This is a genomic window from Shewanella halifaxensis HAW-EB4 (assembly GCF_000019185.1).
Classification (GTDB): Bacteria; Pseudomonadota; Gammaproteobacteria; order Enterobacterales; family Shewanellaceae; genus Shewanella; species Shewanella halifaxensis.
Genome location: NC_010334.1, coordinates 1,536,710 through 1,558,631 on the forward strand (window position 1 = coordinate 1,536,710; position 21,922 = coordinate 1,558,631).

Here is a 21,922-nt window from a genome sequence, read left to right on the forward strand (position 1 = left end):
AAACTTAATAAAAAACAGTTAAGAACAAAGCAGATAAGGTTGATAGAAAAACAAATGACAGTAAAAAATCTGATAAAAATCGCCGGGTCGATATCTTTAGCCTTGCTAATGCCGATAACCAGTGTACAGGCAGAAGAAAACGCCAATGCACAGACGGCAGGCGCCAAAGCGCAACAGCAAATAGATAAAGCGCTACGGGCTAAGTTTCCTGTGCAGTATGAAAGTTGGCAGGAGACCTCTGAGCAAACCGAGCGTGAAGATATGCTCGCCAGTTACCCTGCGGCCATTATTTTATGGGCGGGCTCCTCATTTGCAAAAGAGTACAACAGCCCCCGTGGCCACCATTTTGCGGTGGCGGATGTGACCCACACGCTACGTACCGGCGTGCCGCCAGCTGCGGGAGAAAAGGGGTTGTCGGCTAGCTGCTGGACCTGCAAAACACCCGATGCTCCAAGGTTAATGAAAGAGCTAGGTATTGAAGGTTTTTCTGCCAAAAACTTTACTGATGTTGGGACTGAAGTTAATAGCGTGGTGTACTGCACCGATTGTCATGTGGATGGCAAGGCTGAGTTGGCGCTGCCGCGCCCCCATGCCCAAGATGCGATGGCCAAGGTGCATCTACCGTTCGATAAGCAAGATGCCAATATGCAAGGGGCACAGGTTTGTGGTCAGTGTCATGTGACTTACTATTTTCAACCTGAGCGCAGTGACAAGGTCAATATCCCATGGATCTTTGGTAACAATGTCGACGATATCGAGAAGTATTACGATACCCGCCGTTTCTATGAGTGGATCCATCCCATCTCGAAAACACCGATCCTAAAGGCGCGTCATCCTGAGTTTGAACATTGGGTGAGAAGTGAACATGCCGAGGCGGGAGTGACTTGTATTACCTGTCATATGCCCGAAGAGACAGACAAACAAGGTAATACCTTTACCAGTCATAAGGTGAGTAAAGCGCTGGATCATTTCGATTCGGTTTGCCAAAACTGCCATAAGAGTGAAAAAACCATCATCAAGTCTCTTGAAAACAGTAAGGCGGCAATTGATGCCAAGGCTCGAGAAGTCGAAGGCTTGTTAGTTAAAGCTCATTATGAGGCCGCAGCGGCGTGGGAGGCGGGTGCAACGTGGCCATTGATGAATGATGCGATTATGGCTATTCGTCACTCACAGTGGCGCTGGGACTTTGCCATGGCGTCTCATGGTTTATATGCCCACAACCCTAAAGAAGGGAACGCGCTGCTCGATATGTCGATTAAACAGGTTAACTATGCTCGAGAGTCGCTAGCTGAAATCTTGAAGATGTTCGCTGTGACTAAGGTTGATTACCCTGACATTAGCAGCAAAGAGTCGGCCCAAGCCGCTGTCGGAATTAAACTTGATAAGCTAACTCAAGAGAAGCAGCAGTTTATTAAGCAAGAGGTCGATAAAAACTGGTCTGAAGTGACACGTTACGGTTACTAATCGCTTGGCTAACATGACTTAAGTTAGTGACTCGCTTTAAAGGCTCAAAGGTTCTCCTTTGAGCCTTTTTTTATCATCCCCATTCCTAGATGACAGGGATCTATTAAAGCTGATAATCTGGTTAAATTTGTACAGAGTAGAGGTGCAGTTAAAATAACTGCAGCTAACGATAAGGACATGGTATGCGTAATATGTTGGTTTTCAAGTTATCCCTCTGCTTTTTAAGTCTCTTTTTTTCAACGGCTAGCTTTGCTCTAGATAATTTGAGCGAAGCACAGCTTAAGCAGAAAGGGCTGGAGTTTGTTGCGGCGAAGAATGCGAGGCAGAGGCTCGATAGCGGGGTTGAGGATATCGACCATTACCTCAGCTTGTTATCAGAGAGTTTTATCGATGAGTATGTCCATTATAAGGTGACTTTTTCTGCCGATAAAACCAAGTTACGCGCCCGCTTGATTGAGAAAATGAAACAGCAAACCCTAGAGAATCAAGTGCAGATCCAGCAGATGATAGTCGGGCCTAACGTCGTGGTACTAAAGCTGCGAGAAAAAGGCAAAATTAAACCCACAGGTCAGAGCCAGTCGCTGGATATCGACCGCCTCAGTGTGATTAGCTTAGAGTTTGATAAGCAAGGGCGTATCAGTCATATTCGTCGTCATGGTGAGACGCTGTGATTTTGGTTTATTTACCCGTTACTTATTTCATGGCAAGGCGCTAACTTGAGCTCGGCTAACATAAATCCTGCTAGCTTAGACCCTGCTAACTTAGGATCTGGTAACTACACCACAATTGCGGCTTGGTCTCTGGCGATTGCTAGAGCATTAAGTGTTAGCAATATCGAGCCTAAGGCGCTATTTCATCGAGTCGGGTTAGATCTTGATGCATTGGAAGCGCAGCCCTACGAGCGAGTCGAAATAGATAAAATGACTCGGCTCTGGCGAGCGGCTGAGCAGGCGTCAACATCGGATGCCTTTGGTCTAACCGTTGGCCAATATGCGTTCCCCATGCATTTTCACTCTTTGGGGAAACTTATGATGAGTACTGACTCATTAGCGCAAGCCTTCGAAGCACTCCCCGATTATTCCGCACTGGTGAGTAACAGTGGCCAGATCCGCTTGCAACGTACACCACAGTGGCTTGGGTTTACCATTAGTCCTCTAAAAGGGGTAGAGATTAGCGAGTTAGCTATCGATGCGTTTTTTAGCAGCTTGATGCAGCAGGGTAAGCAGATGGTAGGTCATCGTCACTTTGTGCGCAGAGTTGAATTAATGCGTAGTGCGCCTAAATCAAATCAAGCATGGCAAGACTGTTTCGGTTGCCCTGTGGTGATGAATGCCACTGATAATTGTATGTGGATGGACAGAAGTATTCTGGAGCAGACGGCGCTGACCAAGGACTCTCAATTGGCTGAGTCTAATGAACTGGCTGTACGTCAATATCTGCATGATATGCAGGCATTGAGTTGGCGACAGAAAATTAGCCAAGGGATCCATGCTACCTTGCTTAACCAAGAGCCTACGGCGGCGAAAATCGCCCAGATGTACAATATTAGCGAACGTAGTTTAGGTCGCTACCTACAACTTGAAGGAACAGGTTTTAGAGAGTTACTTAAACTTAAGCGCCAAGAGTTAGCGCTGCATTATCTCATTAACACCGATATGCCCATTAGCTTACTGTCCGACACTTTAGGCTATAGTAACGTGAGTAATTTCACCCGCTCTTTCCGATCTTGGCAGGGAAGCAGTCCTTCACTGTACCGTGAAAAGCATCGTGAACAGTAAACTCGCAAAGAGCCCAAGAGTTCAGCTAAGTTTTCGCTCTATTGCCTATTGCTTAATTCAGCTATTGAGATTTGCCTAAGGTTTCGGATGATAGTTGGCGAAAAATGATAACCACAATGTTGCGTTAATGTAATAGCTTGTCCGTATGGATTAACCATCGGATCAGGTCATATGCTAACAATAACGATAAAACAGGCTTTGCAACCCTATCTGCTTGCGGGATTAACGACGCTTTTACTGGTTGGCTGCCAACCAGAATTTAAGGCGTCAGCTAATTATGATGACAAGCCTGATAGCGCAGGTTTCACTGCCGCGAGCTCCCACACCATAGAAGCTAATCAACGGCTATTATCTCTGCTTCCTTTCGATAATGTTGAGGACTTTGACGATGCTAATCGCGGCTTTATCGCGAGAATGCCAGATCTAAGTGTGTTCGATGCGAGCGGCAGCATTGTCTGGGATAGAAGCGCTTATGATTTTATTGAGGGAGAAGCGCCGGCCAGTGTTAACCCAAGCCTTTGGCGCCAAGCGAGCCTTAATAATATTGACGGCTTATTTGAAGTGACAAAGGACGTCTATCAACTGCGAGGCTTTGATTTAGCCAATATGACGGTGATAGAGGGAGAGAAGGGCTGGATTATTGTCGACCCGTTAACCACAGCAGAAACGGCAAAAGTCGCCTTTGATTTTCTCAATAAGAGATTAAGGAAAAGGCCGATTTCTGCGATTATATTCACCCACAGTCATATGGACCACTTTGGCGGCGCACTCGGTTTGTTGGCTGAGGGAGAGGCCTTTACTGAGGAAGTCGATATCATCGCCCCAGCAGGCTTTATGCATGAGGCGACCAGCGAGAATGTCATTGCAGGTACCGCCATGAGTCGCCGCGCCATGTATATGTATGGTAAGCAGCTACCGCGTTCGGAGCGGGGGCATATCGATTCTGGCCTAGGTAAAGAACCTGCATTTGGCCAATTTGGGATCTTGAATCCTAACTTAATAGTAGAGCAAGATGCCTCTATGACGATAGATGGCGTACCGTTCGAGTTCCATATTGTTTCAGGCTCAGAAGCGCCAGCAGAATTTACTTTCTATCTGCCTGAGCAGCAAGCTTATTGCGGCGCCGAGTTAGTCTCGAAGAATATGCATAATCTCTATACCTTGCGAGGCGCTAAGGTGAGAGATGCCTTAACTTTGAGTCGGGCTATTGATGAGGCGCTAATGGCCCAGCGAGATACCAAGGTGTATTTTGGTAGCCACCATTGGCCCATTTGGGGCCAAGAGAGAGTCAATGAGTTCTTGGAGAAGCAGCGTGATACTTATAAATATATCCACGATCAAGCTGTACGTATGCTCAATGCAGGACTGACGCCGGAAGAGATTGCCGAGCAGATCCAGATGCCACCTGCGCTATCTAACACATTTGTATCGCGCGGCTATTACGGCACGGCCAAGCACAATGCCAAGGCAGTGTATCAAGCCTATCTAGGTTGGTATGACGCCAACCCAGTTAACTTAGATCCGCTGCCAGCGACCAAAACCGCCATTAAGTATGTTGAACTGATGGGGGGAGCAGATAAGGTTATGGCGGCAACGCAAGTGGCCGTGGACTCTGGAGAGTACCGTTGGGCCGCAGAGCTGATTAATCATCTGGTGGTTAGTGACGATGATAACGATAGGGCAAAAGCCTTGTTGGCGCTGGTTTATGATCAGTTAGGCTATCAAGCAGAATCGGCACCGTGGCGAGATGTATATCTAACTGCTGCCTATGAGCTGCGACATGGCAGCCCTGAAAAGGGGATTGAACTGGCCTCGATGAAGCAGATTTTACTGCAATCTCCTCTCGATAACTTTATGCAGTCGATGGCAACGAGGGTGATCGGTCCAGAGGTTTTTGGTGAGGAGTTTGTGTTTAATATTAACTTTATCGATCTCGATAAAAACTACCTGTTAAGCCTTAAAAATGCCGTGTTACATCACAAGCTTGCGCCTAAGTCCGCGAGTGCTAACGCAACACTTAACATCAGCCATGAGCTGTTTGTCGACCTAATCATAGGCAACGCTGGCGTAAAAGAGGTGCTATTTTCAGATGAGTTAACCATCGAGGGCAGTAAGCTTGATTTAGTCAGCTTTTTCTCATCGTTAGATAAACCCAAAGGTGTGTTTAATATTGTGACTCCTTAGCAAGAGCTTAGCGAGTAATGAGTCAGTTCACATGTCGCTACTTCTGTGGGACGCTATAAAGCCATCCATGGCCGCTCTGCGGTTTCATCCCTGAAACCGAAGCCCACAGCTGCAGCGACATCTGATTATTCATCTCACCAGTTAATTCGCTCCGACCCCTTTGCTGTTGCATCCACCATGACGCCCCGACGAAGTTACATGCATTAGATACGAGCCTCATACTTAATTGAAATAGTCTAACGCTTCCGATGGGGCATCCTGCCCCGCGAAAGCTATGCCCACATCCGTGTGGGCATTACGACTATTTCTTCAACATACTTCGGCAACTTCGATGGGGAGAGGGTGTTTTCTGCAGGCCTAAATGCGCTACTAGGGTTTTGAGTTATGACTAAAGCCCTAACTCGTTTTTGGACATTTTCAATTTAGAAATCGAACCACCACGGCTAAATAAATGCACCAATTATCCAGTGTAGATGCGGCCGTGACCGTCCATGACATGGACGTCATGGTCGAGCTTCCAAGGACGGACTTGCTGCGTGTCACAGCAGTATCTGCACATACCCCGCTGGAGGCGATTAGGTACACCTTTACTCAAAGGTAAACACACTTTGGGGCATTTTCAAGTTAGAAACCAAACCTCTCAGCCGAATGAGTACACCAATTATCAAGTGTAGATACGGCTGAAGCCGTCGAACACATGGATGTTTTCGTTGAGCCTACATGGACGTACTCGAGGCGTGCTTCAGCAGTGTCTGCACATACTCCGCTGCAGGCGATTGATAGCTATGAAGCTACAAGTTCAAATGCGCTACTTTGTAACACCAATCCCAAAATAAATGTAATCAGCCCTCATTCCAAGGATGGACTTGCAGCGTGTCACGGCAGTATCTGCACATGTGCCCGCTGCAGGCGATTAATAACTCTAGAGCATCGATTTAATACTCACAACCATAGAACACCTAGTAAAAACAAAAATCCAATTAGCTTATTTCGAAGCTAAAAAAACCACCTTGCGGTGGCTTTTTAGTGACAGTCTATAACTGATTACTGAGCAGCTATCAAACTGCTATCGATTAGCTAACGACTAGTTAGCGATCTTTAAATCTGGCTTGTCGCTAATTAAGTTCATATCAAAATCAAACTCATCGACACGAATCGCACGTTCACGTTTAAGATTATAATCTTGTAGCTGCTTGTGCTCATCGCCAGTAATCACCTTAGCTTCGAGCGCCGCATCTAAGGTCAGCGAGAATTTAACCCCAGCCTTAAAGGTTCGTGCCCTAAGGGCCTTCTTAACCTTAGCAAGTAGTGGTAAACATGCCATTTTTGCAAGATAAGCTTGCTCGTTGATATCGTTACCATCACCAGCCACAGGCTTAATAAGGTGAGTCAGGTTCTTCTTAAACTCAGTATTGAGCTGAGCTTGCTTAGCGAGCTCACGAACAAGATCATCATTGACTTTTGGCATCTTAGCCGAGTAAGTGACGGTGATTAAACGCATAAACTTGCGTGTTGCCGATGATGGGAAGTTATCTAAGAACTCCAACAGGGCTTTCTCTGCCTGGCATAGTGACCAGCGCGTGGCGTAGTGGAAGTAAGGCGCCGCTTCTTTTCGCTGCTCTGCGCTAAGTTTCTTTTCGTAGTAACGGATAGAGGCCATTGCCGCATACAGGTAACTCATCACATCACCTAGGCGCGCTGAAAGCATTTCTGCTTGCTTGAGTTTACCGCCAAGCACTAATAGTGAGAAATCAGCATAGACTGCAAGCTTTGAGGCAAGCTTATTCACCGATTGCTCGTAAGGTTTAACCTCTGCAAGATTAGAGCTGGCAGCGGCGGTAAAAGGCAGTAGCCCTAGCTTAAATCCACGTAAACTATTACCCACGCTGTAGCCGATCGTTTTACTTAAGATACTGTTAAACTTTTTATCGGCACCCTTATCGTTTGAGTGGATGGTCTCGACCATACTCTGCAAGTGTGGGTGACAACGCATCACACCTTGGCCAAAAATCATCAGGTTACGAGTCAGAATATTTGCACCTTCAACCGTGATGGCAATGGGCTGCGCCACATAAGCAGAGGCCAAGGTATTTTGAGGACCACACTGAATCGCCTTACCTGCTTGAATATCCATCGCCGATTCTAGGATGTTACGACCAAGCTCGGTCATATGGTATTTAGCGATAGCGGTAACCACCGATGGCTTTAAACCGAGACCTAAGCCTTCTGTGGTCAGTACGCGCATCGCTTCTTGTAGGTAAGTTTTACCAGCGATATCGGCGAGTTTTTCTTGAATACCTTCAAACTTACCAATCGACAAACCAAACTGCTCTCGTACAGCGGCATACTCAGCCGAAGACTTGAAAGAGGCCTGACTGACCGATGCACCAAGGGCGGGTAGTGAGATCCCTCGTCCAGCCCCCAGACAGGCAACGAGCATAGACCAGCCGCGACCGATATTCTTCTGTCCGCCAATAATGAAGTCCATAGGGATAAACACATTTTCACCACGGGTCGTACCGTTGTAGAAGCGAATGCCCATTGGATCATGACGATTACCTAGCTGAACACCTTGATGCGATCTTGGAATGAGCGCACAGGTGATCCCTAAGTCTTCTTTGCCACCGAGTAGACCGTTCGGATCTTCGACTTTAAATGCGAGGCCCAATACTGTCGCAATAGAAGATAGCGTGATGTAACGCTTATCCCAAGTCACATTCATACCCAGTACCTGCTCACCTTGGTATTCACCCATAGTGACGATACCGATATCTGGAATGCTACCTGCATCTGAACCGGCCTCGGGGCTTGTGAGTGCAAAACAGGGGATCTCACGACCGTTAGCCAGACGTGGTAGCCAGTAATCTTGCTGCTCAGAGGTGCCGTAGTGCATCAGTAGCTCACCTGGGCCGAGTGAGTTAGGTACCATGACCGTTACCGCAACAGCGGAGCTTTTAGCGGCGATGGTTGCCACAATGGTGGAGTTAGCATAAGGGCTAAACTCGAGGCCACCGAAAGATTTCGGGATAATAAGAGAGAAAAATTTGTTCTCTTTTAAGAAGTTAAGAATGTTATCTGGTAGGTGCTTATTTTGCTGAATTTCAAAGTCATCCACCATATCAAGTAAGGTGGCAACAGGGCCATCGAGGAAGGCTTGCTCATCGTTTGATAGTGTTGCAACTGGGATCTCGCGAAGGGCGGCAAAGTCAGGAACGCCTTGATAAATCGAACCTTCTAACCACACATCTCCGGCATCGAGTGCTTCTTGCTCTGTGGTTGATATGGTTGGCAATATTTTTCTAAATTGTGTTCTTATGCTCATATTATATGCTCGTCCGACCAGAAGTATGGTTCACATTACGTCACAAAATGAGCTGTAGATCAAACTTTCAAACAACAAATTTAAACGCTTGTTTGGATTTTTATTGAGGTTTTGTTCGGTTTTGGTTGTTTACGGTAAAAATTTCATAAGCTTACGGCTGTACGCTCGAATGAAATTATTTTTTAGTGATATGACTTTATTGCAATGGTGATAATGACTTAATTGAGGCAGCAATAGAGATGGTAGATGGCTTGTTATACTGAGTTGGTATTAGAGGAGCTTAATCATGGAAACGGCAAAAATAAAACAAGGGCGATATCGCCCTTGTTTATGTTTGGTTTAAGTACGCCTGTTATTAGGTTCTAGGTCTAGGTATTAGGCCTATTAACCTCGTTTATGTACTCGAGCCTCGCCCTGAACTCGCTTGTACATCTTGCTTAAGTTTTTATCTTTTGCTCGTTTCTCGGCAATACTGGCGCCGTTTAACGCCTGCTCCCGCATCAGCTTTTGAAAGCTTTGTAAGCGTCGCTCGGTTAGTTGGCCATTTTCAATTGCCGCCTGAACAGCGCAGCCGGGCTCATTCTCATGCTGACAGTCGATAAAACGGCATTGCTGCGCGTATTCAACAAGATCGGCAAAGGTTTCATTTAAGCCCTCTTCGCAATCGGCCAGTTGTAGCTCGCGCATACCGGGAGTGTCGAGCAATAGCCCGCCGCTGCGAGTCAAATGCAGTGAACGGCTCGTGGTGGTATGTCGTCCCTTACTATCGTCTTGGCGTATTGCCGATGTTAACTGACTGCTGTCGCCTAATAGTGCGTTAACTAGGGTGGACTTACCCACACCAGAAGAACCGATAAAAGCCACGGTTTTACCGTCAACGCAATAACTCGAGAGTGCCCGAGTGCTTTGCTCATCTAGACCGTTAACGGTTTCGATTAATAGACTCGAATCTAACTCTCTGAGCGCTTCTATATAGGGCGTAAGATCATCACATAAATCGACTTTTGTCAGCACGATTACCGGAGTGACTTTCGCTTCGTGAACCAATGCCAAGTAGCGCTCGATGCGGTTAATATTAAAGTCATCATTGAGTGACGATACGATAAATACCCAATCAAGATTAGCAGCGATAAGTTGCTGCTCGACCTTAGAGCCCGCCGCCTTTCGACTAAACAATGTACTGCGTTCCAGTACTGAGACAAAATGCTGCTGACTGTCTAACAGTAACCAGTCACCGACCGTCATATCTGGCATGTTTTGATGGATTTCCAGTGTCGACTCTCCGTTTTCAGTGAGTAATTGATACTGGCTACGGTGATGAGCACTAACCCTTGCTATAGTCGCGTACTCTTGAGTTTCAATAAGAAGCTGTTGCTGAAAAAACGGATTCCAGCCAAGTTGCTTTAAGCTATAAAAAGAGCCACTGTCTAGCGGCGTAGGCACGCTTGGAGCGTTTTCTACACTGGTAACCGAACTCGTAGCCGAACAGAACGGTGATGACGTATTAGCTGAAGAAGCCGTACGTGAAAATGTACTGGATTTTAGGTGGTTAAAACGGTTTGATTTTGTCATATAAACCCCAGCGCAAAGCGCCTGAATATTAATTCTGGGGGACTCTTGATAGATAAGACCCCGGTAAAGTGTTTGTCACTACCGGGCAAAGCGCTTTATTGCTACCAAGGTTTAAAAGGCGTAATAGAGATTACCGCTCATTTTAAATCAGAGGCTTACGCTAAACATACTCCTGCGGCTAGCAAGAGGTATGAGGTTAAAGTGCTACAGTTGCCCAGTAAGGGGTTACAACAATCATCAAATTCTCCATTAATATTTAAGTTATTGAATTATCGATAGTCGCGCGATTATGTCTAACACTTGAGTGCCGTTGGACTTGCGCTATGCGTTAACGGGTAATTTAGCAACTCCTTAGTCACAAGGCCACTTTTGCATTTTAAATCGTCATAGAACTGTGGCTGCTTTCACATTTCAATGTGGTTAGCATTTTATGGCTAATATTTTATGATTAGTATTTTAATGAAATAACCACACTATGAAAGTGTGGTTATATAGCTAAAAATTTATAGAGTCATACAGATAGACTTAAGCTACATAGCTCATCCATTCGGCAATCTCTTTAGGGTTGCCGTAGGTTTTCAACCAGCGAATGAAACTTTGAGGGCAGCGTGTATGTAAGTTAAGTTGGCACCAAGCATCTAATGAAGCTTGGGTATTATATCCATCGATGTATGCATTATAGGCCTTGTCGGCATGGCGCCAAAACCCATGGTCAATCCGTCCCCGCTCAGCCAGAAAAGGATGATCCCCTTTGGGCTGAATTTGTTTGCAAACATCGGTGCTTAAGTCGGTCAAAATTCGCTGTAACACATCTGCGCCGATTTCATTGATCTCCAGCTCATCGATGCGAGCGATATCTGCACCCACGATCAAGCTCACTCGTTCAACCAAGTAGTCTGTATTGAGGTTAACTGCCATTTCATAGGCAAAAACATCCAGTCTTGCAAAGATGCGGTCTCTAAACTCTTCTTTAGTAAACGTCTTATTTTTTAGTGCCTTATTGTAGCTTCGGCTATTTGGGTGCTTGCTAGTTAGCTCTTTTTGCAATAACGGATATTCGCTTAAGTTTTCTTTAGGCAGCAGTGAAAGAAGGTGAATCAGGTCCGGTGTATTGACCATTAAGGTACCAAGTTCAGCTTGTGCCTTTTGTGAAAGTTTAACTTCCATGTGGGATCCATTTGGGGCTAATCGGTGGATCTATATTACCTATTTCAGACTAATTTCCAAGGACTACTAAGCAATACTAAGAGCTGAGTAGTTTTCTAGTAATCGATAGCTTGGCACATTGCGGTTATCAAATTAAATGGAGACTGATTGTGAAAAGAAAATTATCGATAATGATGCTCATTGCTCTGGTGAGCGGCTGCTCAATAGGACATGCATATAAGGCGGCAAAAGCGATGGCAAATTATGAGGTGATGGGCACCGCTGCGCCAGAATTTTCCTTCGAAGAGATGCGCATGACGTTTCCTAAGCCGAGATCGGCGGATAGGACAAAGCTTCTGACTTGCTTCACCACTACGGGTCTATTTGCCGATACCAGCGAGAACTCTGCAAGAAAGGTGGCTAACGCGTATCTAAAAACCAAGTTACCTCACAGGATCACCACTTCTTCAGAGTTCTTTGACCATAATGGCCATGTTTGTTTTGAGTTTGAAACCGTGATTAACCACTAACCATTAGCCGTAGTCGGAGTGATTATGAAAACATTACTTATCAATACACTCGTTGGTGTGTTTATTTTAGCCCAAGCTATTCCCACTCAAGCCGTTGAGTTTAAGCCTGTTGATACAAGATTTGTAACACAAGCTACAGCCTTTGCTGTGACTCAGGATAATTGGGATCAAGCCGCTAATGCCGCGGTGACATTTCCCCATGCATATCGATTCACACCTTATATGCATATCACGCCTTTAAAGCTACGTACAGCAGAGCCATGGAAGTCGACACCGATTGAATTATTGTCGCTAAAAGCAAACGATCTGGACGGTGAGCATAGCCTAGAGGTTTTACTCAGAGACCGATTAAAGAATCACTCTATGGTGGTGTTAAATCGAGGCAAGTTAGTACATCAACATTTCTTCAATGGTTACGACTCAAATCAAACACACCTTCAGATGTCAGTGACAAAGTCATTTACCGCAATCTTAGCGGCAATATCGGTTGCAGAGAGAAAGCTTGATATGAGCCGGCCGATAGTGAGTTACCTACCTGAGCTTATCGATAGTGGCTTTGAAGATGCGACGGTGCAAGAGGTTGCCGATATGCGCTCGGGAATTGGGGTTAAATTTACTCAAGGTAAACTTTGGGATGATCGCATGACCGAAGCGCAGGACTGGAATGGCGATAGTAAATATCCAAATATGCGCCACATTATGGATTATGCCAAGACCTTAGATAATCATCGCCCGATAGGCAAAGTTTATGATTATTTGGATATCAATACTGAACTGCTGGGTAAGGTCGTTGAAAAGGTGCAGGGTAAGCCATTAGCCGAGGTTTTTGCTGAAAAATTATGGCATAGAATCGATGTGGAAAATCCAGTACGTTGGATGGCCAATCGAAATGGTGAAGTGGTGGCATCTGGTGGGTTAAATATCACGACTCGAGATCTAGCCAGAGTTGGGCAAGTGATTCTCAACGGCGGTAAGAACTTTGCGGGTGAGCAGGTGATCCCTATAGCGTTTATTGAGTCACTGATGCAAGGCAACAACAAGGTCCGTCACGCATGGTTACAGGGCAAGGAGTCCAAGCTTGCTAAAGGCTGGTATCAAGATCAGTTTAGAGTGCTGCATATTACTAATGGTAAAGGAAAAACCTATAAGTTCTTGGCAATGGTCGGCATTCATGGACAAATTCTGGCAATGGACTTAGAGAGCCAAACCGTGATTGCGATGAACTCGGGCTTTGGTGATATGGAGCCGCCAAGAATGGCCTTGATGATCTTTAAGCAGATCATTCCAGCGATTCTAGATGCCATGTCAGTCACAGGGGGTGATTAGAGTAGGTATGAGTCTTACAGGCATAAGTTAACTAGATAGGTGTTTCATGGACTCTCTAGCCAAGGATGGCCCCCTATATTTTTGTGAGTCCTGCTGTTATTTGGTTTCTCACTCTTGACTCTGCTGAGATGCGCAAGCTGCTATTAATTAGCGGCTTTTTTGGATCTGAAACGAATGTGGTTGCCACGGCTCGGTAATAAATAAACCGTGAGCTTTTGCTTGTTAAGCGGTTTCTAGCCTGTTTGATGATATGAGCACTGTGTGCGAGCTATAAAACTACAAAATTGTAACGACTAAAACGTTATTCCTAACTCCTAATTCCGACTATTAAGTCCAAAGCCTCACGCCTCAAAGCTCAACTTGTTCTCGATGTGTAAAGTCAGTGGGTTAATACTTGTGTGAATAACGGCATGAAATTGTACCCCTCTTATTATCCCTGATTTTGTATGCCTAGATTTTTCACGTCTTAGGAGTTTGTATTAACCGTTGCAGCGGTATTTTCCGGCTTTTTAACTGATGCACTCTAATTTATGTGCGTTAACTTATGCTCTCAAAAGCAGCTTTCTATCGTGCCACTCTTTGGCCAATTTAGATTTCTAGTTTTTACCAGTTTTCTTAGTGATGTTTGGTAAATCATCATTCTTTACCATGTGCTCATCTTAACGACATCGGTGATTACGAACGCAGTTATCACAGGTTTGTTAAGTGACCTTAAAGTCAGTTTGACCAAGAGAACGTCATCAATTTCAACTGACATTAATCGCCACTGACAACGGATGAGGTGGTAACTCAGGCAAGAAGCCTTAGTTTATTTACATAGAGAGAATGAATCATGAAAAAAGTTTTACTAACAAGCGTGTTATCTTCGGTTTTAGCTGTTTCTGCAATGGCCGTTTCACACACAGCAAGTGCTAGCGATTTTACTATCAACCCAATGGTTGGTGCCTCAAAAAACAAGGCTATGGGCACTAATGTGGCTGCGGGTCTAGAGGCCGGTTATAAAGATTTTATCCTAGGTTATACCTATACCAGTGAAACAGATAAGCGCAGCAATACAGAGAGTTTTGGATTTGATGACGGAGATACTGCCCCTGATTGGCGTAGCTTTGATGCATCTTTATACACCACAGAAAAATATAAAGCGCATACTTTATATGTCGGTTATCAGTTTGCTGTAGGCCCTGGCCACCTAGCCGTTAAAGCGGGTGCCGATTTTTCCAAATATAGCGCTAACGCAGGGTTTGATGTTATTGAATACAACCAAGGTGGAACTTTAAATAAAGCTGGTATGGGATTAGAAGCCAAAAGCAATACAGTAGTCAGCCCAATGGTGGGAGTGGGCTATTACTTGGATAATGGGCTTAACTTTAATGTGCATTACACCTTCCAAAATGGCGCAAGAGATATGAAGTACTCGGCAAGCGGTTATAACAATAGTAAGCCAGAGGCTGTCTCCTTAGGGCGAGCAAAGAATGACTTAGAAAATAAAGATTTTGGTACTTGGATGTTTACAGTCGGTTACCGCTTCTAATTGCATTTTTAAATATGACATTGTAAGGGCGCCTAAGGGCGCTCTTTTGCTTAATTGGAGTTTACAGATGAACAAGCATCTCGGTGTAGCGGCTGTTTTAGTCGTGCTATTAATTTTGATTTTTGGCTGCAGTCAGCGAAGCGCCAATTCTAAGGCAAGTATGTCCAACCCCGCATCTGACTATTGTGTGTCACTTGGTGGTGAGTTAGCCATAAAGAAAGGCAAAGACGGGCAGATAGGAGTCTGTAAGTTACCTGATGGGCAGATTATGGAGGAGTGGTTACTGTATCGCCGCGATCATAACTATGATGTTGTGAGGCATGAGTAAGGATTTTAATTGAAGCAGACTGATGCTAAAAAAACTGCGATGGTCCAGAGATCCCATCGCAGCAAAAGCTGATTTAAGGTGCATTTAGTGTTTCCACTGAGGCTGTGTTTACCTCAGGTTAAAAGTAAACTCATCGCTAATTCATGGTTAGTACCTGAGTGCTTGAGTCTTGTATATATTGCCATTCAGAATACTGCGGAGCTTGGCCCTCATAGAACCAAATAACGGCAATGAGCTGGCTTTCATGATTGGCTACTTTGACCTCTTTGCTGAGTTTACCTTGAGTTAGTGGCCCTCTAAAAAGACAGGAATCAAAGTTAACCGAGTAGCCATCACCTTGCGCTTGGTAATCATCACACAGTGAAAAGTAACCTCTTTGAATGCTGTCTTTATCGACATCTATCGTCAACATATAAGCTGACTCAAGCTTGTTATCGGCATCAACCACCAGATCGTCCAGTGAGGTTGGGTCCGGAGCGGGATCTTCGGTTGTGGTAGTCGTGGTTGTCGTTGTCGTTGTCGTTGTTGTTTCAACTGGAACCGGAGTCTCGGGAGCGGCGTCATCGCCCCCTCCGCCACAAGCTGTGATAAGCAGCGCGCAACATACCATCAAGCCATATGGGATATTGATGATTTTCTCGAATCGGATTTTCATGGCATGCTCCATTAGTCGTTAAAGGTTAATGATTCAGTGGCATTTTCATACCAAGTTGGGTTGGTAGCACCGCTACTATCTGCTGCAAAATCGACGAACTCGCTATAAGCATCGTCCAGACGAACTTTCTCCTTCGGGTGCTTCCAAGTTACTGGGATCTCGATAGCCCAAGCCATGCCGTTTTCATCTTGGAAGTATTGAGAAGCGCTAGGGGTCGATGCATCATCTCGGGCACCAAAGTAGTTAGTCGAGAACTTGTCTGTAGGAGCCTGATTCTTCAGGTGGATCTCTAATTGACGACCAGGATTGGCACCGACGACATTTTTCGCAGCCAGACCATGATCGGTATTGGGCGTGGCAAAGATAAATGGATCATAGGGAAATGCAGGTACAAGGTTCTCATCCACTGGGCTTTCAAAGGGGATCTCGAATGACCAAGTGGTTCTGTAGGCGGTCTCACAACCCGTTTCGGTTCTAAGGTACTGGCAACCTTGCTCTAGTGTGACGTACTGTTTTAGATCTTGGGTGAAGACAAATACCGCATTAGACTGTCCTGTTTCGAGGGGGGAGTCCATTTGTTCAATGCCATCTATCGACCAGCTGATGACAGATTCTTTTATTTTGCTGCGTTCGACACCGGGTAGGTGAACGGCAAAACCATTATGGTAGGCGGCTCCCATCGCGGCCAGTTGGGCCTCAAAGCCGATGCGTCTTACTTGATTGTTTTTGACATATTCGATAAGACGTAGCTGAATCACCACATCATTCATATCGAAATCCCCCTGATCTGGATAGAGATCCTCATAGGCAAGGGTGGTATAAGTGGAAGACGAGGGGTAGTAATTAATGGTCACTCCGGTTTCTGTTATTGTGACGGCATAATCCTCGACCTCGCCGTCACCGACACCACCTGTTGGGTTAATCACTTGTTGAGTACTTAAACGAAAGCGTGCCCAAGTTGAGCCAGCCTTTGCCCAGCTCGGCACATCGATACTAAGGGTGTTTTGTCCATCATTGAGGCTTTCACCCGTAATGACCTGCTCATCGGAGCTAAAGCTGCCGTCCCTGTCCCAGTCGAACCAAGCATTTAGGTAGCCGTCACTACCTTTGGCGGTGATCAGTAAAATAGCGCTTTCGCCTACTTCGAACCCCGTCGGCATAGAGACACCATCTTCATCGTCAGAGTTATCACTCGTGTCATCACTCAATGGTGATGGGTAGCCGTTGGACTCATTATCGACGCTGGCACCTAAATATAGGTCCTCGCTCATGGTGTGCCTTGCTCCGTTGGAGTCTAAGAGGGTGCCATAGCTGTCAGGGGCATCACCAAAGTCGACATCATCGCCAATAATGACTTCGGCTAAAGCACAGCGGGCACCATCATTACTTGAGGAGGCTGGGCCATAGGCGAACAGTACTGCACTAGGTGAGGGGGAATTCACGTTGAGTTTGTAGATATAACCATTGCTGTTATTACTGAAATAGAGATTACCATTAGGATCGAAGAACTGCGCACCAAAGGTAAAGCTGCCGGAATCCGATGTAATGACGGTACCTAGGTTTGATGCCTCACCCGTGGCGGGGTCTATTTTTAACAGCTTACCTATTGAGCCATTACTGATACTGTACATATAGCCATCGCTAGGATGAAAGGCAAAGTCGGTAATATTGTAGGTGGCGAAGTTGATACTCCCTGGAATGACGGTCATGGAGTAACTTGCAGGGTTATCCAATGGGATTTTAAATAGCCCCTTACCTTTCCTATAGCCATACCAAACATTCTCATTGATGGCGATATCGCCCACAAAGAAGTTGCCAGCAGTTGAAGCAGAGGAGTCTTTCACGACCGATAGCGCAGCTATCTGATAGTCGATACCGGTCCGGCCTAAAGAACCACTAGCGTAATCCCAACCGTAGAGATAATTGTCATGATAGTTAAAACCTACGCCGTTATATCCGTTACCTGTCCCCATATCCTCCGATAACACAACATAGCTACCGGTCGCGAGATTCACGCCATAGCTCTTAGGTGTGTTTGATTGCTTTTGAATAACGAAAGCCTCAGTAGGGCATGCACTAAATGGGTCGGATGCACTAACATTTTCTGAAATGAAGAGCCCGAAGAGTAAGGCTAAGCTGCAGCTAAATGGAATGGGTTTGGATATTCTCATAATGCATCTCTCACGGTTATATTATCTGTTGTGATGAGATAATGCATAAGATGTGCCGCTGGCTATTGTCGTTTTATTTCAAAATGTTAGCTTAAGTTGGTTATATTCCCTCTTTGACTCGAAGATATTTTTTTTTGCATTTTGCGAATATTAATTGAGCTCGAAGTCAAGCAATGAGGACTCAACTCTAGAGAGCCATAATGGGCTAGAATTATACTTATGAAGGTTATTTGTAACGGATAAATAGTGCTCTTCTTATCCGCCGTTCTACGCTAAATCGTTAAATACTTCTTGGGCGAGTAGGCCTCTTATACTAATCAGCATAAGAAGTTAATCTGCTCGGAGTGTTTTTTGGCAAACTAATTCAAGATGGATTACATAATGGTTGGTATTACGTTCGATAGACCATACTTGTTGCACTGCATTATTAAGAATGACTTGGAGCAAGTGCTTAACAGTGTTAAGTTTCTTTGCTGTAACATTTTGTTAACCATCTAAGCAAGGGGAGTGTATGTCTAGGATGCGCATAGGGATAGTGTGCCACCCCAGTATAGGTGGTTCAGGCTTGGTTGCAACTGAGCTAGGGTTAGGACTGGCTCAGTTAGGACATGAGGTGCACTTTATTTCGAGTGTGCGTCCTTTTAAGTTAATAGAAGATTCTAATCATCTTTTTTTTCACTCCGTAGAGGCAATTAATTACCCTCTGTTCTCCGATCCTCTTTATACATTCGCACTAACTGCAAAAATAGTTGAGGTGGTGGAGCAATTTAAGCTCGATATTGTCCACGCACATTACTCTATTCCTCACTCACTATGTGCTTATTTAGCCGGTGAGATCACTGAACATAAATTTCCCACAATCACTACGATTCATGGTACAGATGTCACCATTGTTGGCCAAGATAAGCCGCTCTATCCTCTAAATCGTTTTAGTATTCATAAAAGTACTAAAGTCACTACGGTATCTAATTATCAGCGTAACTATATTTATAGTCATTTCGATAAGACAAAGGCGATAGATGTTATTCATAACTTCATCGATTTAGCTGTTTTTTCACCAGAGTTCGCCAATATTCATACTCGTAGGAAGATGGCTTTTGATGATGAAAAAATCGTCATGCATGTATCGAACTTCAGGCCACTAAAAAATAGCGATACGGTTATCCGAGCATTTTATATTTTACGCAAAAAGGTGAAGGCGCGCTTGGTGCTGCTCGGCAGTGGCCCGGATATCGATGGCATTAAGCAACAGTGTGAAAAGCTAGGAATTTTAAAGCATGTCACCTTTATGGGGGATGTAACCCATGTTGAACATTATCTCCCCAATGCCGATTGTATGATCCAACCTAGCTATCGAGAGTCATTTAGTATGGTATTGCTAGAGGCGATGGCCTGCGCTGTACCAACGGTGAGCAGTAACGTCGATGGCATCCCCGAGGTGGTCGACAATGCTAAAACTGGATTTATGTTCGATCCCGATGATGCCATCGGAATGGCAAAGGCGATGACACAAATTCTAACTGAACCGCAAAAGAAAACTAAGATGGGGCAGGCTGGCAGGCAGCGGGCTGCTAACTTATTTAACCCAAAGGATAAGATTGCCCAATATTTAGCTTGCTATCTTGAGGCCATTGATGATTGCTGCAGTAAGTGTTCATCAGAACCAGCGTTGCAAGGAGGCACGAATGAGCAGTGAAACGAGTAACGTAGAGTCTGAAGCTAAGCTTGCTGAACAAGATAAGCCCAAACAAAAGATGAGTATGTCGACGTTGGTTTTACTGTCATTTGCGGCGGGTATTGCGGCCGGACTGTTTTTTGGGGAGATGTTGGCGTGGATGTCTGTGATTGGCGATGCCTTCATTAAACTGTTACAGATGACCATTATTCCCTACATCATCGTCTCACTGGTTTCTAGCCTTGGTAGCTTAACCATGGAACAAGCCAAATCCTTGGGGGTGAAGGTCGGCAAGCTAATGCTGGTGATCTGGATATTTGGTCTACTGACGATGTACCTTATCAAATACACTTTTCCTGACTGGCAGGCGGGGGAGTTCTTTAGCCTTACCGCTCTGGAAGATCCAAATTCTGTGAACCTGCTCGATATCTATATTCCGTCAAATCCTTTTTTCTCACTCTCTAACAGCTATATTCCCGCGATTGTGCTGTTTTGTGTAGCGACCGGTATAGCACTTATCTCTATCGATAATAAAGAATCGCTAATGAAGCCGATGCAACTCTTGGGTGAGTCGTTTAATAAGGTGACTCAAAGTATCGTTAAGTTGATGCCTATAGGCATTTTTGCCATGACGGCGGCCACCGCTGGCACCATGGACTTTGATGAGTTTCAAAAGCTGCAGGTCTATTTTGTAGCTCATGTGGTGATGACCGTTATTTTAACCTACTGGGTGTTGCCGGCGATTTTAGCGGTGATCACGCCGTTCTCCTATCGTGACATTACTGGCATTGCCAAAGACGCGATGATCACCGCGTTTGCAGCGGGTAATATTTTTATCGTTATCCCTATTTTAATTGAGCGCACCAAAGAGCTGTTTCATAAATACAATCTTGGCAGTCAACAGAGTGACGATTATGCCAATATTATTATTCCCGTGGTGTTCAGCTTTCCTAATCTTGGCAAGTTACTCACTATCGTCTTCGTGTTATTTGCGGCTTGGTTCTCAGGTAAGGAGCTAGATTTTTTAACTTACTTGCCTATGTCATTAAATGGCTTGGTGAGCCTGTTTGGTAGTGTTTATCTAACGATTCCAATGTTGCTCGACTCGTTAGAGCTTTCTTCCGATCTGTTTCAGCTGTATATGGTGTCAAGTTTGTTCACCAGCCGATTCACTTCACTATTAGCGGCGATGAATATCTTTATTTTAGCGGTTGGCGGCACGGCCATGCTAGTGGGGGTCGCTAAAGTCAGTATGAAACGTTTAGTGATCTATAGTGCGTTAACGCCGGTGTTTATCGGTAGCTGTTTGTTAGGCTCAAGCTGGCTACTGAGTTCGATTGTAGATACCGACTATGAGATGGATGATGTCGTAGCGCAGATGAGCGCTGCCGAAAAAATACCGGATCAAGTAACCGCCTATAGTTGGGGTGAGCTTGCCGAAGCTAAAGGCCCACGCAATATACAACAGATAAGGGAAAGTGGCGTATTGAGAGTAGGTTATAACCCTATCCAGGTGCCTTTCTCTTTCTATAATGCTGATAATCAATTAGTTGGTTTCGATGTCGAATTAATGAAGAAGCTGGCGTCGGAGATGGAGCTTAAAGTTGCATTCGTTCCTTATACCTTTGCCAATGTATTAGACGGGATAAATCAAGGCCAGTTTGATATTGCGATATCAGGCTTACAGATGACAACGAAGCGATTAGAACTCGTTGGCTTTACTACCCCGGTGTTGGATCTGCACTACGCTTTTGTGGTGAAAGATCACCGCGCAGATGAGTTTCAAACGGATAAGCAGATCCTCGAGGCTGACAAGATCCGCATCGCTTCAGTTGGTCAATATACGATTATTCCTCATTTAGAAGAGACATTTCCCAATATGGAGTTTGAGACCATTCAGTCTGACCGCCTATTTTTTGAGGATGATGGTCAAACTTGGGACGGACTAATGATAAGCCTAGAGGCTGGAAAAACTTGGACAATCTTATACCCTGAATACACCACGCTTTATAATCGTGAAGAGATTAAATCATTTCCGGCATCTTATGCGGTGGCTCGTGACAATGCGTCATTACAAACTTTTTTAAACAGTTGGTTAGAACTACAAAAGTCATCTGGTTATGTTGATAAGCTCTATGGCTATTGGATTTTAGGTGAAAATGCTAAGCCGAAAAAGCCTCGCTGGTCAGTCATTAAGGATGTGTTACATTGGGTTGAGTGAAAATAACAATAACAAAAGT

Annotated in this window: 15 protein-coding genes; 10 read left to right on the forward strand and 5 right to left on the reverse strand. The window is 45.0% G+C overall.

Features of this window, described 5'->3' with window-relative positions; translation table 11 throughout:
- Positions 1-54: 54 nt before the first annotated feature.
- From SHAL_RS06485 to SHAL_RS06500, 4 genes are all read left to right on the forward strand, one after another.
- Positions 55-1,464: an ammonia-forming cytochrome c nitrite reductase subunit c552 gene (locus SHAL_RS06485; protein WP_012276372.1), complete on the forward strand. Its 1,410-nt coding sequence runs from the start codon at positions 55-57 to the stop codon at positions 1,462-1,464.
- Positions 1,465-1,646: 182 nt separating this feature from the next.
- On the forward strand, positions 1,647-2,135 hold the full coding sequence (locus SHAL_RS06490; RefSeq protein ID WP_012276373.1) for a nuclear transport factor 2-like protein: 489 nt from the start codon (positions 1,647-1,649) through the stop codon (positions 2,133-2,135).
- A 45-nt stretch (positions 2,136-2,180) separates the two neighbouring features.
- Positions 2,181-3,242, forward strand: a complete 1,062-nt coding sequence (locus tag SHAL_RS06495; RefSeq protein ID WP_012276374.1) for an AraC family transcriptional regulator — start codon at positions 2,181-2,183, stop codon at positions 3,240-3,242.
- Between the two features lie 171 nt (positions 3,243-3,413).
- A complete protein-coding gene (locus SHAL_RS06500) occupies positions 3,414-5,426 on the forward strand; it encodes an alkyl/aryl-sulfatase (RefSeq protein ID WP_012276375.1) in 2,013 nt (670 codons plus the stop codon).
- A gap of 1,084 nt (positions 5,427-6,510) precedes the next feature.
- Here the strand turns inward: SHAL_RS06500 and SHAL_RS06505 are convergent.
- The 3 genes from SHAL_RS06505 to SHAL_RS06515 form a co-directional block, all read right to left on the reverse strand.
- Positions 6,511-8,748, reverse strand: a complete 2,238-nt coding sequence (locus tag SHAL_RS06505; RefSeq protein WP_012276376.1) for an acyl-CoA dehydrogenase — start codon at positions 8,746-8,748, stop codon at positions 6,511-6,513.
- Positions 8,749-9,132: 384 nt separating this feature from the next.
- Complete coding sequence (gene rsgA / locus SHAL_RS06510; RefSeq protein ID WP_012276377.1) at positions 9,133-10,320, reverse strand: ribosome small subunit-dependent GTPase A; 1,188 nt, start codon at positions 10,318-10,320, stop codon at positions 9,133-9,135.
- Between the two features lie 525 nt (positions 10,321-10,845).
- The gene (locus SHAL_RS06515; protein WP_012276378.1) at positions 10,846-11,487 is read right to left on the reverse strand and encodes a hypothetical protein; all 642 of its coding nucleotides are present in this window, start codon (positions 11,485-11,487) and stop codon (positions 10,846-10,848) included.
- 149 nt (positions 11,488-11,636) lie between these two features.
- Here SHAL_RS06515 and SHAL_RS06520 point away from each other — a divergent pair, with 149 nt between their 5' ends.
- From SHAL_RS06520 to SHAL_RS06535, 4 genes are all read left to right on the forward strand, one after another.
- Positions 11,637-11,996 carry a hypothetical protein gene (locus SHAL_RS06520; RefSeq protein ID WP_150102067.1) on the forward strand — a complete coding sequence of 120 codons (360 nt, stop codon included), beginning with the start codon at positions 11,637-11,639 and terminating at the stop codon, positions 11,994-11,996.
- Between the two features lie 24 nt (positions 11,997-12,020).
- Positions 12,021-13,322 (forward strand): serine hydrolase domain-containing protein, encoded by a 1,302-nt coding sequence (locus tag SHAL_RS06525; RefSeq protein WP_012276380.1) that lies wholly within the window; start codon positions 12,021-12,023, stop codon positions 13,320-13,322.
- A gap of 832 nt (positions 13,323-14,154) precedes the next feature.
- Complete coding sequence (locus tag SHAL_RS06530) at positions 14,155-14,853, forward strand: hypothetical protein (RefSeq protein WP_012276381.1); 699 nt, start codon at positions 14,155-14,157, stop codon at positions 14,851-14,853.
- A gap of 67 nt (positions 14,854-14,920) precedes the next feature.
- Entirely contained in the window at positions 14,921-15,181 is a 261-nt protein-coding gene (locus tag SHAL_RS06535; protein ID WP_012276382.1) for a putative hemolysin, read from the forward strand.
- Between the two features lie 136 nt (positions 15,182-15,317).
- On the opposite strand, the gene SHAL_RS06540 is transcribed toward SHAL_RS06535, so the two are convergent.
- Positions 15,318-15,836, reverse strand: a complete 519-nt coding sequence (locus SHAL_RS06540; protein WP_012276383.1) for a hypothetical protein — start codon at positions 15,834-15,836, stop codon at positions 15,318-15,320.
- An 11-nt stretch (positions 15,837-15,847) separates the two neighbouring features.
- Complete coding sequence (locus SHAL_RS06545; protein ID WP_012276384.1) at positions 15,848-18,007, reverse strand: LruC domain-containing protein; 2,160 nt, start codon at positions 18,005-18,007, stop codon at positions 15,848-15,850.
- A 511-nt stretch (positions 18,008-18,518) separates the two neighbouring features.
- Between SHAL_RS06545 and bshA the strand changes: the two genes are divergently transcribed.
- Both bshA and SHAL_RS06555 read left to right on the forward strand, forming a co-directional pair.
- Positions 18,519-19,703, forward strand: coding sequence for an N-acetyl-alpha-D-glucosaminyl L-malate synthase BshA (bshA, locus tag SHAL_RS06550; protein WP_150102068.1), 1,185 nt, complete (start codon positions 18,519-18,521; stop codon positions 19,701-19,703).
- Entirely contained in the window at positions 19,693-21,903 is a 2,211-nt protein-coding gene (locus tag SHAL_RS06555; protein ID WP_012276386.1) for a cation:dicarboxylate symporter family transporter, read from the forward strand. Before bshA ends, SHAL_RS06555 begins: the two co-directional genes overlap by 11 nt.
- Positions 21,904-21,922 lie beyond the last annotated feature (19 nt).

Coding starts and splice junctions, on each gene's coding strand:
- SHAL_RS06485 (WP_012276372.1), top strand. CDS start 55: ATGACAGTAAAAAATCTGATAAAAATCGCCGGGTCGATATCTTTAGCC.
- SHAL_RS06490 (WP_012276373.1), top strand. CDS start 1,647: ATGCGTAATATGTTGGTTTTCAAGTTATCCCTCTGCTTTTTAAGTCTC.
- SHAL_RS06500 (WP_012276375.1), top strand. CDS start 3,414: ATGCTAACAATAACGATAAAACAGGCTTTGCAACCCTATCTGCTTGCG.
- SHAL_RS06505 (WP_012276376.1), bottom strand. CDS start 8,748: ATGAGCATAAGAACACAATTTAGAAAAATATTGCCAACCATATCAACC.
- rsgA (WP_012276377.1), bottom strand. CDS start 10,320: ATGACAAAATCAAACCGTTTTAACCACCTAAAATCCAGTACATTTTCA.
- SHAL_RS06515 (WP_012276378.1), bottom strand. CDS start 11,487: ATGGAAGTTAAACTTTCACAAAAGGCACAAGCTGAACTTGGTACCTTA.
- SHAL_RS06525 (WP_012276380.1), top strand. CDS start 12,021: ATGAAAACATTACTTATCAATACACTCGTTGGTGTGTTTATTTTAGCC.
- SHAL_RS06530 (WP_012276381.1), top strand. CDS start 14,155: ATGAAAAAAGTTTTACTAACAAGCGTGTTATCTTCGGTTTTAGCTGTT.
- SHAL_RS06535 (WP_012276382.1), top strand. CDS start 14,921: ATGAACAAGCATCTCGGTGTAGCGGCTGTTTTAGTCGTGCTATTAATT.
- SHAL_RS06540 (WP_012276383.1), bottom strand. CDS start 15,836: ATGAAAATCCGATTCGAGAAAATCATCAATATCCCATATGGCTTGATG.
- SHAL_RS06545 (WP_012276384.1), bottom strand. CDS start 18,007: ATGAGAATATCCAAACCCATTCCATTTAGCTGCAGCTTAGCCTTACTC.
- bshA (WP_150102068.1), top strand. CDS start 18,519: ATGTCTAGGATGCGCATAGGGATAGTGTGCCACCCCAGTATAGGTGGT.
- SHAL_RS06555 (WP_012276386.1), top strand. CDS start 19,693: ATGAGCAGTGAAACGAGTAACGTAGAGTCTGAAGCTAAGCTTGCTGAA.